The sequence below is a fragment of the Candidatus Zixiibacteriota bacterium genome (assembly GCA_034439475.1).
GTDB lineage: Bacteria > Zixibacteria > MSB-5A5 > GN15 > FEB-12 > JAWXAN01.
In genome coordinates this window covers 1-15,947 of the sequence record JAWXAN010000027.1, presented here as the reverse complement: position 1 = coordinate 15,947, position 15,947 = coordinate 1, and the positions used below count along the sequence as shown (strand labels likewise).

Below are 15,947 nucleotides of genomic sequence, written 5' to 3'. Positions count from 1 at the left end.
ATCCACTATGTCCGAAAAGTCTATCATCTCGCATATTGGCATTGCTGTTGCCGATTTACAAAAGTCGATTGCGATATATTCCACCTTATTAGGGAATTCGCCAGCGCATCGCGAATCAGTCGCCGACCAGCATGTGGAAGTTGCCATCTTTGCCGGACTTGAAAGCAATCTCAAAGGTATGACTCATGGCCGTATCGAATTGGTCGCCGCGACATCGCAACAGAGTCCCATCGCGAGATTTATCTCAACACGGGGCGAAGGACTTCATCATATTTGTATGTACTGCGATGATATCGAACAAAAATTGGCGGAACTCAAAGCATCCGGCCTGCGCTTAATCGACGAGACGCCGCGCATAGGCGCCGAAGGAAAGCGCATTGCCTTTATCCATCCAGCTTCGACAGGCGGAGTGCTGATAGAACTTGAAGAAAGAGAAAACAAATAGCCGAATTCTGAGTTATCTCTTAGAGCGATTTCGCGATACAATGTGAATACCAAGAGCGACCAATGCCGCCGGGAGAAGATAGTCCCAGACTTGGCCATAAATGATTCCTGTTCGCTCAAGAAGCATCAGGACGCCAAGAAGGACCAGGAGCACACCAATAAACATATACAACCTCACTGTCTAACGTTCAGCACATTTTCAATCGCGCTACTATTATCCGCGCTACTTCCTCAAGCATTGTTTTATCATCATCATTAAAAGCATTAGGTTTGTCTGAGTCGATATCAATTTCGCCTAAACATACATCCCCGTCCATGAGCGGCACGACAATTTCCGAGCGGGTTGTGAGTGAGCAAGCTAAAAAACGAGGATCAGATCTGACATCATCGACGACGATACTTTTCTTTTGTGTAGCCGTGGCTCCGCAAATCCCTTTGTTGAGTTCGATTCGAACATGCTCCGTGACAGGCCCAATATACGGGCCGACTTCTAGAACATTCCCGCGCATCATATAGAAGCCTGTCCAGTTAAAGGTGTCGGAGTAGGCGTCGAGCAATTCCACCGCGCTCTGAAGCACCGCCGTCTCGGTCTGCTTATCCGAAATGGTGTGAGTGATGTCACGAATCAATTGTTGCGCTTTGGCGTTCATCCCAAGCTTTCTCTTATCGTTTTGATATTAATAATCGGCGTTTCAGGCGGAATGGTACAGCCCGGGCCAAGAATAAGCCGCGATGGATCATGGTGCGACAGAAGCTTTTTGACCAGATAGCTCACTTCGGACGGATCACTCATTCGCGCCCAACCATCATGGTCTATTCCGCCGACCAATGCTTTATTCTTGATGATGTCATATGCTTTGTCGAGCGGAATGTTTGTTGGGTCAGCGCTATTCCAATTGATCATTTGTACCGGATAATTCTCTTTTGCCAATTGGGGTAGGAAATTGTTGTTTGAGCAGATATGAAACAGATTCAGAGCGCTTGATTCGGTGGCTTTGAGTATCCGCAAGTCAAACGGAATTCCAAATCGCTGGTACTCTTCCCACGTTATCAGGTTACTGCTCGCCCAGGATGTTGTCGCAAAAAAAAGACCATCGGCTCCGGCATTGCGAAGTTCGCCGACATAGGTTTCGAATGTCTTGGTTATTGTCTCAATGCCTGCGAGGACTTTATCTGGCGCTGACCTGATATGCTCAGCCAGCATTTCATCCTTTTCAACCATCCTCCCGGCGATTGCCAGTGGAGTAAAAACTGTCATGAACAAGGGAAGTTCTCTATCCGACCGCCTGCGTATTTCGGAGACGACCTGTAAATGTTCTGCCAAGGCTGGCGATGTAGGAGGTAGCACTTGCAGTTTGAGCCAGTCATCGGCGTTTTTTACAGGAAAACTTGTTTTTACATGTTTGACAAATTCGTTACGGGAGTATGTTTGTTTGAGCCCCCAGTCTTCAATATGATAGTCGGCTCTTGGATTTATCTTCATAAAATCCCAATCGAACTGCCGCTGGAACATGAGCATAGCCTCGATTGTCCCCTCGGCATGGTGCTCCATATGGTAAAAATGCCGCCACATCGATCCCGCGTAACGATCAGGCTTCTCGCCAGCGCAGATTGAGGCGATTCGATCTCGGTGGGATAATTTTGACTTAAAACTCATTTCAATCCTTTGTTTCAAGATAACGGCGTGAAAGGCTTCGGTCAACTCCCAGACTGTCATATGGACAGATATAAGGTTCTGCCTATAGGTACAGGATTTTTTGCCGATTTATACGATAAACCTATGAACGTATCCCTGTGCCGGAGAAACAATGCCGACTAAAATTCTTGTCATCGACGATGAAGATTCCATGTGCAATTTCATGGAAATTATGTTGTCCAAAGAGGGTTACTCTGTCGATGCTGTCAGTTCGCCCATTGATGGTATAGCTTTGCTCAAAGAGCATAATTATGATCTGGTCCTGACTGATTTACAGATGCCGGAAATGACCGGAATCGATGTTCTCAAAGAGGTGAAGGCATTCAAAAGCGATCAGGAGATTTTTATTATGACAGCCTACGCCTCGGTCGATACCGCGATTGAGGCGATGAAACAGGGGGCTGCAGATTACATAACCAAACCGTTCAAAGTCGATGAGATAAAGCTCGCGATAGAAAAATCACTGAATCGTAAATCGCTAATGCGAGAAAATAGGTCTCTTAAAAAACAGCTTCAAGGTGAGAATTCTTTTGATACCATAATTGGCAGCTCAGAAAGCATCGCCAATGTCAAAAAGATATCAAAACGCATTTCATCCTCCGACTCCACTGTTCTCATTCGGGGAGAGTCAGGAACAGGAAAAGATTTGCTGGCGCGAGCTATTCATAGTCACTCGCCACGGTGCAGCGGCCCTTTTGTCACAATCAACTGCGCCGCGCTCCCCGAAACGCTTTTGGAATCCGAGCTCTTTGGCCATAAAAAGGGGAGCTTCACCGGAGCCTTCAAAGATAAAGATGGATTATTTACCGTAGCTCATGGGGGTACTTTCTTCCTCGACGAAGTCGGCAATACCTCGCTTGCAATCCAAGTCAAACTCCTTCGCGTTCTCGAAGATAAAAAAATTACGCCGGTTGGAGGGACACAACCAATTGAAGTCGATGTTCGACTCATTGCCGCCACAAACTCAGACCTTGAAGACGATGTCAAAGCCAATCGCTTTCGGGCCGATTTGTTTTATAGGCTCAATGTCATTCCTATCACCATTCCGCCCCTTCGAGAGCGGGTCGAAGATATCCCTGTGCTTGTCGAATTCTTTATTGGAAAGTATTGCGGCAAGGCGAACACTCAGCCGAAAATGATTTCAGACGAAGCTATGAAGCTTCTCGCTGGTTATAGCTGGCCGGGAAATGTTCGTGAACTTGAAAATACACTTGAGCGGGCAATACTCCTCAACCGAACCAATCGACTTGAAGCCGCGGACTTCCCTGAGAAGCTCGCCGAACCAAACCAGACTTCGATTGTCAACGAGTCGACTCCGGTGACACCGACTTTGGAGTCTATAGAGAAGGCATATATACATTATATAATGAGCCAGACTGATGGCAAGCGAGCCGAAGCCGCAAGGATACTTGGGATTGATGCTTCGACGCTTTATAGAAAGATCGAGCGTTACAAGCTCGATGATCCAGCCGGTAAAGAGACATCTCCTTCGAAAAATATATCAAGGAAAAAGTAGAAGGGGCCCCAATTTTCTGTGACGTCACGCGACCCCGCTTGACAGATAATTCATACTGTCGGTCCAGGCACGGGGACCTGCCCCTACAAATCCAGACCGATTATGTCAATGCCAAACGTTCGATATTCCGTAGGGGCAACCCCCCGTGGTTGCCCTCTTTATGGCGCCTTTGCCTGTCCTCTTGGCGGTCATTCGGCTTTGCCTCATTCCTCGCAAAGACTCAACACAACACAACGCGGTATTGTCTCCTCGGAGAACGCTGGAAGATTACTTCTATTGCTATTGCAATCTGCAACTACGTCCGGCAATTTGCCCTGCATTTCGAGAGCTTTCCTTGTTCAAAATTAAAACGATGACTCAGATAATCTGTGAATGTTCAATAGACCCGTTATGATTCAATCAGTTAACGCCATTAGAAAGCTGTTCAAATAAGGCCATCCATCAAGGCACGGGCTTTGCCATACTCTACCCCGAAGGCAACGAAAACGAATTGAACCGAATATCCCAAGGAGGAATCGATGGTTCTCAACAAACTCAATAGCAAAAAGGGTTTTACCCTTATCGAATTGATGATCGTGGTGGTCATCATCGGTATCTTGGCCGCCTTGGCCATCCCGCGTTTTATGACTGCGAGCACTCGCGCCAAGCAGTCTGAAGCCAAGCAATTGCTCAAGCAGGTCTATACCATGCAGCACAGCTATCGTCAGGCTAACGCCACTTATGGTGACGGTGGTGTAACCGCGGCTTCCAACGGTAGTTTCCCGCAGATTGGCGTTGAGATCATGAATAGCGCCCTCTACACCTATGTCATGGTTTCTGCTGCAAATACCTTTACTTGCACTGCAACTGCCAATCTTGATGACGATGCCACCAACGATGTGTGGACAGTCAATCAACTCGGCACTCTTACGAATACCACAAACGACGCCGCTGCCTAAGAGCGACTTCGAAGACAGATCAACGCCCCCGATATCCTCGGGGGCGTTTTTTTATTTTTCTTTCTCACATTCTCACTTTAAGTCATTCGAAGATTCATTTAAATTGCACAGTCCTCAATGCCGATACTATATATTACCCCTATGAGATTATGCCTTTTTATCTTCTTTTCATTCATGATAGCCTGTGCCTCCACCGGAGCACAGGATTCGCCTGCTGGCACTAAAGTCGACTCGCCTGAATGGTTCGGATTGCGCCATATTAGCGATTATTTGAATCTGAAACCGGATGATATCGGCTTTAGATCCGATTACACTGATCCGGACTCTTTTCGTCTAAAAGTAGTCGCGGATTTGATGCTCAAACCGCTCGAGATGATTGATTACAGTACCAGTCTGAAAAACGGGCATGTTATCGGTCACCCTGAGATCATTTCTCGGATTCTTTATACCGACTTACTGGGAGAACATCAAACGGGCCGTTCAAGTCCCTATAAGCTGACTTCGAAAGAGCTCAGCGAGCGTTACAACCTATTTTACACGCATCTGCAACTCAACTCGCTACTGACCCGGGCGTCAAAGTATCTGGGTGTTATTTTTCCTAAATCCACCGATGCGGCTTTGGGTCGATTGAGCGCGTCACAAAAAAAGTTTTTGCTCAATCAATTCAAAGATATTATCACAATGAGCACCGATGAAGAAAAGCTCGGTGTGGCCGCTCTGGATTCGCTTGAAAAGCTCGAAGAAAGTTACGCCGAGAGGTTTGTTCAGTTCGGCTATCTTTTTGACAGGGACCCGATTGTTGCGGCGGGGACTGACTGCCTTCAGGAACTCATGCCCGAAATTTTGGGTCTTCGTAAAGATATCAAGGATGGAAAGGTATCAATAGCCGATTTAATAAAGTCAGCAGCGATACTCCCAAAAAAATTCGACGCCGAATCATATCTCGGCAAGCAATCCGGGTGGGCGGTGGGAGGCCAGGGAACTGACACATATACCGGTAATTATTCGTTTATCATCGATTTTGGCGGCGACGACAATTACAATTTGTCGTATGATCCGGGCAAACCTCATGGCTGTATCATTATCGATTTTGGCGGCGATGATAATTACCGCTCACTGACCGATTTCACTATAGCATCAGGTTGCCTTTCTGCCGGGATACTTCTCGATTTTGAAGGAAATGACCGCTACGACGCCAAATCGTTCGGGCTTGGTTCGGGCTATTTTGGATACGGTATCCTCTATGACCCTGCCGGCGATGACCGTTACGACGGCGACACCCATGTCGAAGGAGCCGGAACTTTCGGGCTTGGATTGCTCATCGACGAAGGCGGACGGGATATTTACAATGCCGCTGTTTTTTCTCAAGGATTCGGCTTTATCGACGGGATCGGGATGATCTATGAGATGGACGGATCTGACTCGTATTACGCAGGTGGAAAATATAAAGATTTCCTGCGTTACGAAGATCGCTATTTATCAATGTCGCAGGGATTCGGCTACGGCCTCCGTCCATGGATGTCAGGAGGCATCGGGGCGATCGTCGACCTAAAAGGGTCTGATTCCTATTCGTCGGATATTTTTGCCCAAGCCTGTTCATACTGGTGGTCGCTGGGCGTCATCTATGACTCGAGCGGCAATGACAATTACCAATGCTATCAGTACGGGCAGGGAGCGGCGACACATATGACGCTCGGTATTCTCGTTGATGGTTTAGGCAATGATGTCTATTTCGGAAAAGGGCTCATGCAGGGTTGCGGCCATGACTATTCCTGCGGGATATTGCTCGATAGACAGGGAGATGATGTTTACACCGCCCATGACCTCTCCCAGGCGGCCGGTTCAGCCAATGGCGCGGGACTTTTGATTGATAATGGCGGCAACGACCGCTATCTCATAAAGAATCCGGACAACACCCACGGTTACGGCAATCCCCGTCGGGATTTCGGTTCAATCGGGCTCTTTATCGACCTCGGTGGACTCGATCAGTACGTAGGCTATGGACGGGATAATTTTTACTGGCGAACCAATTCCCAGTGGGGCGGGGGGATGGATATTGAAATGATCGCTCCGGATAGCACACAGGCGAACAAGTAGATATATGATAGCAAATAGTAAAGTAACACGTGTGCTATTGTCAACAATCGTGGTCTGTATTTTGCATTCGGTAGCTGTGACATCCGCGCCATCGGATCTGCAAAAGAAGATTGATTCACTTTTTGTCATTGCTTCATCGGGCGAAGTGAAGTTCCAGACCATGGTTCAGCCAGCGATAGATTCTCTGGCCGCCATAGGAGTGAATACCGTACCTATTTTGATTGACAAATTCACCACGAAATCAGCGCGCGAACGTCTGACGATCATGAATATTCTGAAAAAGATTGGTACCCCGGCAGTTCCGGATCTGCTTATAGCATTACGCCGAACCGAAGGCCTGGTTGTCGAGCGCGCGGCCTGGACGCTGGGAGAGATTGGAGATAGCGCCGCGACTGAGCCGCTCATGAAATCAGTGAGTCATGAGCGATGGCAGGTGCGGGATGAGAGTCTTGGCGCACTGGGAAAAATCAAGAGTCATCGCGCGGAGCCCTCAATTCTCACCGGACTTTTGGATTCAATCGGCCAGGTTCGAAAATCCGCGGCCGTCGCAGCCGGTCGACTTGGATTAAACAGCGCTATTTCTGGCCTGACGTACATGCTCGGCGATGATTTCTACGGCGCGCGGATGGCCGCCGGGAGTTCAATGCTTATGCTTGACACCTTCCAGGTTATCGCCGTCTTGGCTGATTCGCTGAGTAAAACAAAAGACACTCTTACTGGAAATCATATCTGTCTGGTCCTTGGGAAACTCGCAAGTGATTCGTCGATCTCTGCATTAAACAGAGCGCTCGCTTCGTCTGACCCGCATCGCCGCGCCCATGCCGCAGTTGGGCTGGCTCTCGCCGATCCAAAGGATACATCGGGATATCTTAAGACATACCTTGCGCGGGAAACCGACCGACTGGCTTTACTCAAAGTACGCTCTGCTTTGCAGACGGATTCGTTTTACAATGACCGATGACAATCTCGACTTTCAACTGAAACGATTCAAACATCTGATCGGTGTTCCCCCTTCGCCTTCCAGCTCTGATTTCAATATTGTCCCTCTGGCTGCGCCGGATTATTCATCAAAACTGCCTGACCGATATCAGGCCCTTGCCGATTCAATCGGCGGCGAGGTTTTAACTACTTTCTGCGGGACTATCGTCCGCTCGGTAAAGCATTATCCGTTCGGGAGCGCCTTCGGCCAGACCGAACTTATCTCGATAGACACAAGACTCTCGATCCCGCACTCGGCGTTTACTTCTGATCATCAGGACAGAGTACTGGCAATAAAAGACCTTCTGTTTATCGATACCGAGACCACCGGTTTAGGAGGGAGCGGGGCGGTCACTTTTCTGGTGGGCGTTGGACGCGTAACCGATTTGGGATTTGTGGTCACTCAATATTTTCTGCCGGACTTCAGCGATGAGCAGGCATTGCTTGAGTTACTATTGGAGCAACTGAACGAAGAGGTAATTCTTGTAAGCTATAACGGCGCGGCCTTTGATCTTCCGTTACTCAAGGATAGGATGATAATCAACCGCGTAGCGCGGGAAATCCCATGCTCTACTCATCTGGATCTTTTGCACCCCGCGAGGCGGTTGTTTAAACGAAGGCTCAAAGACTGTTCATTGACAAATATCGAACGTGAACTGTTTGGCTACTTCAGGGTCGATGATTTCCCCGGCTTTTTGATGCCATCGGTCTATTTCAAGTGGTTGTCCGAAGAAGATTGCTCGGTAATGCCCTCTGTGCTCGAACATAATCGTCAGGATATTGTCAGTCTGTACCTTTTGCTCATGCAGCTCAAAGATGTTTTTGAGACTAAAGGAGGCAATTTGGATTATGACGAAGACCTCTATTCTCTTTCGAGAATTTATGGGCGCAGAAAACAGATCGATACGGCCGTAACAGTTATGGAGCGAGTCGAGTTGGACTCAGACAATGGGGACGGAGAGAAACAGCTCTATTTTGCAAATGTGCTGAAACGGCAAGGGGAGTCGGAGCGGGCAAGTCTCTTATGGAAAAAAATTTCCGCCAGCCAGACTCGTCAAAGTTATTGGGCGAATCTGGAACTGGCCAAGTTCTATGAGCACCGCCAAAAAGACCCCGATTCGGCTCTTTTTTACGCCCGGCAGGCACTGGCAATATCCACCTATTCAATGCAGTGCAAAGCCCAACTGGAAAAGCGAATCATCCGACTTGTGGCAAAATCGACGGCCAATTCCTCCTCTGTTTAGTCTCTGAATAGTTCTTGTTTAGGCGCTTTTCGTCCGTTCTGGCTCAACCATCCCGCAATTTATCCGATACAATTAATAACCTAAACAGTGGCTTTATGGATAAAGTACTTATACAGAAAATCCTCGATGGACGTAAGGAGCTGAAATCCCTTCCTCAGACTCTCTCTGAGGTAGTGCGTCTATCTCATGATGACAATGCCTCCGCCGGTCAACTCGCGACAATTCTCTCCCGCGATCCAATGTTGACGACCAAAGTTTTGCGAATTGTCAATTCTCCTTTCTACAGTCTACCAAGCAAAGTATCCTCACTTACCCAGGCCGTGATGACAATCGGAATGAAACAGGTTACTGCCTTGGCTCTTTCGAGTTCGGTGTATTCACTGACTTCGAAAGTAAGCACCGGCATTGACCGGCTTCGCTTCTGGAGACACTCGCTTGAGACGGCTATTGCCTGTCGTATGATCGCCGAGAAGATAAAGTACCGCAATCCTGAGGAACTCTATGTCGCGGGACTTGTGCATGATATCGGCCTGTTAATTCTCGAAGGAGCCTTTCCTGCTGAGTTCCCGCGTGTCTGGATGGCATCGGGACGCGAAGGAAATCTTGTAGATCTCGAAGAGGAGATTTGGGGAACAAACCACGCTCTTGTCGGTCAGTTCTTGCTCGACCAATGGCATTTGCCTGAGTCGATTTCACTGGCTGTGGGTCGGCACCACACGGTATTTACACCGCACACAACCCATCCGGAACTTGTGCCCTCCCAAGTCCTTTCGCTGGCCAATCAACTTTCCCGTTTCTCGCTCTATATCAACAGCAGGCCCCCGGCGAGAGAAGAACAGGAAGCGCGCGAGATTCTGAGAGATAATCTTGGCTTGAGCGAGGAAGACCTCCGCGTCATCGAAAAGAGTTTGTTCAGCAAGACTATCGAAGAAGCGCGGTATTTAGAAATCGAGGTCGGCTCGACCGAGGAAATTCTCATGGAAGCCAACCGTCTGCTTTTCGATCAGTATGTCACAGTGGAATCGGTCCTTCGCGAAAACCGCCAGATGCAGCAGCAGATCAACCGGGATCAAATTCGGCTTGTATCGAATGACACCCTTCGTGAGGCTATGGATCAGATGGCTCAGCAGATTTCAACGGCCATCACTCTCATTTCGAGCCGGGCGGAATTTTTGAGGTCAGAGATCGGCGCCGGTAGCGTGGTTGACAGCCAGAATACACTTCACCCATCCTCTGATGCGATTATAGAGAGTGTCAAAGCAATACGGGCGGTTCTTCAGGAAATGACTGTGCTGACAAATTCCTGCAAACTTCCTCCCCCGGATCGTACAATGGTCGCTGCGATGGAAAATCGGCTTGAGGATTATGCGTCTAATTCGTCCAGATTACGAACGGTAGCCGTTCAATAATTTCGATATTCCGTTAAGATTTCCAAAAATTGAGATGTGTGTTGAGGTGCGGAGAAGCACTGCCGATTTTGTGTCTTTATTCGCTTATGATAATCGGGCAATTCACGCCCGTGACAAACAATGAATCTTTGCCGGTGCCGAATTTGATGATCGCGGTTTTGACCGCGCCACGGTCGATTATCTGAATTGGTTTGAGAAACTGAATTTTCCCCTCGCGGGCGCTGGCAGAGAGGATGATATTGCATCGGTCACTGGCCGAGATATCAATACTTCCAAAGCTTGAATGTATAGTCGAAGTCCCTCTCAGGGCTCCGTCGAGAACGACTTGAATGACCCCGTTCTGGTTGACAAGATTAATGGGGCCGCTCAAAAGCGATGCCGAGATAATTCCAAATTGCGTGTTCGCATTTAATAACCCATGCACATCCTCGGCAGTGATATTGGCGTAGCTGTTGGCCAGGAAGGCTGAGCCTATGACATTTGAAATTGCAACTTTCCCGAAGGCATTATTGATGATAAGATTACCCTTGACATCCTCAAGAATTACCGCGCCGTAACTGTTGTTCAATTGAATATTGCCAGCATGACTGCTAATCTGAATTGCCCCTGTGTTTCGGATTGCAGCATTCCCCTTGGAGTCCGACAATGAAATTTCTGAATAGGCATTCTCAAGATTCATCTCGCCATTGCAGTCAGAGACTGAGATTGGTTTGAAGGTATTTGCAATTTTAAGGGCGCCGCTGACATCAGAGACAGAGACTTCGCCGGCTGAGTTGTCGACGATTGCTCCTCCAGTAATCTCCGAAAGCGTAATACTTGAACTTTTGCAGTTCAACTCAACGCCGTTCATAACCCCTGATATCTTTACTTCGCCAAATTGATGATCACAGATGAGGTGGTTTTGAGCGGGAAGGTAGATAGTCAATGAAGCGTTCAGCAGTTTGGTGTCGCCGGAACCATGTTGGGGCATCGACGCCTCAACTGAATAACCCGATGTCGATTTGGCCAACTTGAGCATTGACTGAGCAAGAAATTCCTTTTCCTTGATGCTGGACTGCGAAGACACCTCGACTTCCATCGTTGCCAAAATCATCTTTTGCTCCCAGCCGACTATCTCAAGATTGCCAAATGGAAGCTCGATGGTAATAGGCACTTTTGATGATGCCACAGCTAAACTCTCGGCATATTCATTTGAGCGTCCATACACTTTATGGCCGCTCTTGCCTGTTCTGAATTCAATGGGGGGAAGCTTTGTCGTGGGACGGACCGGGGTCGGTGGCCGTGCTGGCTTGACAGGTTTATGCTTGTTCTTGTTTTTTTTGGCGTCACTATATAGGTCTTCCTCGGTACGTCCCTTGGAATAGATATCTTCTTCAAGTTTCTGCTCGAGCTTCTCTCTAATAGCCTCATCGATTTCGCCCTGTTCAAGCAGACGCTCAACCAGTTCTTCAGAGAGCAATACTTCTCTTGCTCCTTTGGTTCGGATTTTATCCAATTCGGCGAGCAGATACGCTCGAATTTCTTTGGCAGCCATATGGCGTCGTTTATTTGAACTAATATAATCGTCGGCAAGCTCCGAGATTACACCGAGTTCTCGCCGAAAATTTCGGAGGAGATTGCAACATGCTGGCTGGTTGCTCTTCTCGCTGAGCCGGTGCCGCTGCTCAATAGTCTCTATTTCTGAAGAGAAGTTCTCGATATCATCCGGCAGCCGTTCCAAATCTGAAATATAGGTGTCGTTTTTGAGCGCGGTTGTGAAGGTTTTGAACGAGAGAGTATGTCGAAGGCGGTCCTTATCGTCGAGGTCGAGCAGATAGTCGCTGTAATCTTCGAGAACATCCTGGAGCTTTATAAGAATATCGAGATATTCATCGGCAGCATCCTTTGAGCGTTCATTCAGACGGGTCAGCACGTCTTCAAGCAGTTCCTCCGCAGTAGAACGGGGCAGTGGCGAAGATTGAGCTAAAATAGGTACAGGATTTACCGAGAGCATGAATGCTCCAACCAGAGCAAGAGATAAAAGTCGCTTTATCAGAAGGTCGGTCATTGGCGTCTGATTACCGTTGAGCCTTCCGGTCTGCTCTCGCCCCAAGGATGTTCGCAAGTACAAGAACTATCGTATAGTTTCATACTGTTGCATACGAAACATCGGCTCAAAAGGTGCATCCTAATTCTTGGGCAATCATTGGTTTCGAACGGTAGTACAGGTGGGGGCATCATTTCTTCGCTATGTATACCATATCTTTAGCAAAAAAGATATGAACTTTCTTGAAAATATCCCCCTGCTCCACAACTAAACTGACCGATAATTGTTGTAGAAGGAGCGCAGTCTCAACAAGATAACTGCTTGCAAAAAATGGACGTTATGACGATATTAGTCTCAATGGGGCACAGACAAACCTTTCCATATACACCTCTTGGAAAACAGACCACTTTAACTTTCACCTTTTCTCATCTTTCCTTATGAAACAGATTTCTTTTATTCTCATTTTTTTCACTTTTCTTACCACAGATAGCTTCGGGGAAAATAGCTTTGATCGCGCAGCTATTCACGAGGCTCAACTCTCCGGATTGAAACTTGAACGAAGAGACATCTCCAACCAGAAGTCCGTTGAATTTTTGCCGTCAGCCTCCAGCGCCGCAGACATTGCCCTCTCCGAATCAGTTGCTCCAGCCACGTTTGCGCAAACCAATGCCTCGATAAAACAACTGAAAGACAGTTCCTGGCTTGCCGTCTGGCAAGATCATCGCGCCGGAAGTTGGAAGATTTTCGCTCAAAAATTGAGTTCTTCGGGGGTGAAGACTGGAATTAACTTTTTCACGGCTGGCTCTTCAATCGGCTCGGATTATGTGGATCCTAAGCTCTTAGTCGACACGTCAGGAAATATTATTCTCTGCTACCGTGACCAAACAAACGGACTTATATTCTGCACCCGATATAGCTCATCTTTTGTACTCACTGGATCTCCGTTTATCGTAAATGATACTTCGTCAAACGCCTTTGCCGGATTATATGATGTCTCTCTCTTCCCTGACGGCCGTGTTGTCGTTGTCTGGGAGGACTACTCGACCGGAGGGAATACCGTTGCAATGAAATTGCTTGCTGCCAACGGATCAACACTTGTTGGCCCTTTGACAGTTAATTCAATTACTCCATCCACCCAACGCTGGGCTCCTTCAGTCTCTACCCAACCGAGCGGCGGACTTTTGGTCGCATGGGAGGACTATAGGAATGGCCAAGCTGACATTTTCTGCCGACTTTTCAGTGGCGCGGGCGCTGCCATCGGAGCTGATTTTTCTGTCGTCCCGCCTCCATTTGATGCCGATCCGCAATTTGCCCCGGAGGTTGTCTTCTCGCCTCTGGATAAATATATCATCGGCTGGTTAGATCGTCGTCAGGGCCAGGAAGTCTTCGCCCAGCGATACGACCCGGTCGGCGGTCTCATCGGAGGCAATACTTTGATTTCAGTAAATGACACACTCGCCACCAATTGGGACCTTGAATTTGGCATCTCTTCAACGGGCACCCTTCTTGCGACATGGGCTTCGTTTGCCGCTCAAAACAGTATTGCCGTGCGAGTCATTTCAAACGGTTTGGTTCCCTCCACATTACGAACGGCGAACCTCGCCACCGATGGACAACGCTGGGCCCCGTCGCTTTCTCTTGGCCAACTGAACAGATATGGCATAGTATGGACCGAGGTTGGCAGTAACGAGAACATTCATTTTATGCTTTTTGATAATGCCGGTACAAGACTCTTCACGCCAGAGCGGGTCATCAACGATGACGCAATTGGCGCTCAGTCCACTGATCCATATATTCTGACCACGACCAATTGGTGGAATCTGGCGCTCTTTGTCGACGAGCGCAACGATGCCGGCGATATTTATCTTCAAACATTCTCCCATACCGGCTCCCTGCTTCAAAGTAACGTCAAAGTTAATCAGAGTACTTCTGGAAGCCTGCAATCAAACCCAAATGCCACAAGCGGCAACAATAAATCACTCGTAGTTTGGATTGACAGCAGGCCAGTAGCCGGAAACGGCGGACAACGGATTTTTGGTCGGTTCGGTTCTATCTGGGGAAGTTTTAGTGAAGCCGAATTCATGATTTCCGAAAGTGCGCAGTCCTCCGGCAAGCTTGACCTTAAAGCGGTCATGAACAACACCGGAAGAGCCTTGGTGGCATGGATTGACAACCGAAACGGCACACCTCAAGTGTACGGGCGTTGGCTCTCGACTTCCGGCCAGCTTGATGGCGCGGAGTTCCAGATTTCCAATTCAAGTACCGACGTGCAAAACACCGCGCTCCATATTGGCAAAGATAATCTCAACCGCTTTTATATCGTCTGGCTCGATAACGGTGCCGCCACTCCGACCGTCAAAGGACGCTGGTACAATCCTGACAAGACCCCCGGCGGGACATTTAGTTACATCTCATCAATTGCCAATGTCCCTATTGGAAGTTTGGCCGCCGATATATCCACAACCGGCGAAACGGTTCTCTTATGGACAGGAACAGACACGGGGATAAAAAAACTGTATATGACGGTGGTGTCATCGGCCAGCACAGTTGCTATTCCGGCCTTTGAAATCACCAATGACTTGGCTTCGTTGGCCGATGACCCAGCGCTGGCAATCGACAACGATGACTATGTAAGCACAGCCTGGGTTGACTGGCGAGAAGGAAAAGCGAAGGTTTACACGCAATTACTGGATCCGGCTTTCAATCTAATAGGAGCTAATCAACCAGTAGCGTCGGGTAACCCTGAGATCATGAATTCGCCTTCAGTATATGCCGAGCGGGGACGGGCATGGTATGTCTGGTCTGATCCGCGCTCGAACGGATTTAATATTTATGGTAACACGATTCTCTATTTGCCGACCGGTGCCGACGATGATCGAGATAATTTGCCGGTTTCGTTTGAACTCATGCAAAATTTTCCTAACCCGTTCAATCCTGCCACAACTATTGCCTTCACCATTCCAGCTTCAGGTGAAGTCCATCTTAATGTTTACAATCTAATTGGCCAGAACGTGCGCGAGTTGGTGGGTTCAGCTCTCGCGGCAGGATCGCATTATATAGAATGGGATGGAACCGACAATAACGGCCAAAGAGTCGCAAGCGGCATTTATCTTTACACTCTCACCGTTGGCGATATCTCTCAATCAAAAAAGATGTTGTTGCTGAAATAGCGGGTCATTCTCGGTTTATATATTGTAAATCAGGATCCCCGTGATCCTGACTCCTGATCGAATGTCATCCCGCAGGCCGGGAACCAGTATTGGTTTTCGTATTAGAAAAAGAGAGAACTCGCCACAGCTGGCAGGCATGAGATTCCCGCGTCACTCCTCGGAAGTCGCTCCTCGCAACGACAGTGTTGGGTATGTCTTCTCTAATATCTTGTACCACACTGCTTGCAGTGTGATCTTGTCCTGTGGTGTCGGGGGTAACCGACGGGGCGGTTACCCCCGTCCGACACCATTGGCATACCACGGTTAATGTCATTCCGGCGCAAGCTGGAAGGTGGATTCACATTTGAAGTGCAACAGTTTTCCCCAATCCGCCTGCGGCGGACTGCAGGTGTCCGAAAGTCCAGACATTTTCTCGGTGTGTTATTATAT

12 protein-coding genes are annotated in these 15,947 nt (G+C 48.3%); 8 read left to right on the top strand and 4 right to left on the bottom strand.

What is annotated here, in order from left to right; genetic code table 11:
• Positions 1–7 precede the first annotated feature (7 nt).
• Entirely contained in the window at positions 8–445 is a 438-nt protein-coding gene (gene mce, locus SGI97_03410; protein MDZ4722941.1) for a methylmalonyl-CoA epimerase, read from the top strand.
• A 12-nt stretch (positions 446–457) separates the two neighbouring features.
• On the opposite strand, the gene SGI97_03405 is transcribed toward mce, so the two are convergent.
• From SGI97_03405 to SGI97_03395, 3 genes are read right to left on the bottom strand one after another with little or no spacing between them, the layout of a single operon-like run.
• Positions 458–610 (bottom strand): DUF5668 domain-containing protein, encoded by a 153-nt coding sequence (locus SGI97_03405; GenBank protein ID MDZ4722940.1) that lies wholly within the window; start codon positions 608–610, stop codon positions 458–460.
• 22 nt (positions 611–632) lie between these two features.
• Positions 633–1,094: a GAF domain-containing protein gene (locus SGI97_03400; GenBank protein MDZ4722939.1), complete on the bottom strand. Its 462-nt coding sequence runs from the start codon at positions 1,092–1,094 to the stop codon at positions 633–635.
• Positions 1,091–2,101, bottom strand: coding sequence for a uroporphyrinogen decarboxylase family protein (locus tag SGI97_03395; GenBank protein ID MDZ4722938.1), 1,011 nt, complete (start codon positions 2,099–2,101; stop codon positions 1,091–1,093). Before SGI97_03395 ends, SGI97_03400 begins: the two co-directional genes overlap by 4 nt.
• Positions 2,102–2,252: 151 nt before the next feature.
• On the opposite strand from SGI97_03395, the gene SGI97_03390 reads away from it, so the two are divergent.
• The 6 genes from SGI97_03390 (at position 2,253) to SGI97_03365 (ending at position 10,322) form a co-directional block, all read left to right on the top strand.
• Positions 2,253–3,656 carry a sigma-54 dependent transcriptional regulator gene (locus tag SGI97_03390; GenBank protein ID MDZ4722937.1) on the top strand — a complete coding sequence of 468 codons (1,404 nt, stop codon included), beginning with the start codon at positions 2,253–2,255 and terminating at the stop codon, positions 3,654–3,656.
• Positions 3,657–4,174: 518 nt separating this feature from the next.
• Positions 4,175–4,594, top strand: a complete 420-nt coding sequence (locus SGI97_03385) for a prepilin-type N-terminal cleavage/methylation domain-containing protein (protein ID MDZ4722936.1) — start codon at positions 4,175–4,177, stop codon at positions 4,592–4,594.
• Between the two features lie 117 nt (positions 4,595–4,711).
• Positions 4,712–6,691: a hypothetical protein gene (locus tag SGI97_03380; GenBank protein MDZ4722935.1), complete on the top strand. Its 1,980-nt coding sequence runs from the start codon at positions 4,712–4,714 to the stop codon at positions 6,689–6,691.
• Positions 6,692–6,695: 4 nt separating this feature from the next.
• Entirely contained in the window at positions 6,696–7,652 is a 957-nt protein-coding gene (locus tag SGI97_03375; protein ID MDZ4722934.1) for a HEAT repeat domain-containing protein, read from the top strand.
• Positions 7,642–8,913 (top strand): ribonuclease H-like domain-containing protein, encoded by a 1,272-nt coding sequence (locus SGI97_03370; GenBank protein MDZ4722933.1) that lies wholly within the window; start codon positions 7,642–7,644, stop codon positions 8,911–8,913. The genes SGI97_03375 and SGI97_03370 overlap by 11 nt, the downstream gene beginning before the upstream one ends.
• A 95-nt stretch (positions 8,914–9,008) precedes the next feature.
• The gene (locus tag SGI97_03365; GenBank protein MDZ4722932.1) at positions 9,009–10,322 is read left to right on the top strand and encodes an HDOD domain-containing protein; all 1,314 of its coding nucleotides are present in this window, start codon (positions 9,009–9,011) and stop codon (positions 10,320–10,322) included.
• 76 nt (positions 10,323–10,398) lie between these two features.
• On the opposite strand, the gene SGI97_03360 is transcribed toward SGI97_03365, so the two are convergent.
• Positions 10,399–12,426: a hypothetical protein gene (locus SGI97_03360; protein ID MDZ4722931.1), complete on the bottom strand. Its 2,028-nt coding sequence runs from the start codon at positions 12,424–12,426 to the stop codon at positions 10,399–10,401.
• Positions 12,427–12,785: 359 nt separating this feature from the next.
• Here SGI97_03360 and SGI97_03355 point away from each other — a divergent pair, with 359 nt between their 5' ends.
• Positions 12,786–15,518: a FlgD immunoglobulin-like domain containing protein gene (locus tag SGI97_03355; protein MDZ4722930.1), complete on the top strand. Its 2,733-nt coding sequence runs from the start codon at positions 12,786–12,788 to the stop codon at positions 15,516–15,518.
• Positions 15,519–15,947 lie beyond the last annotated feature (429 nt).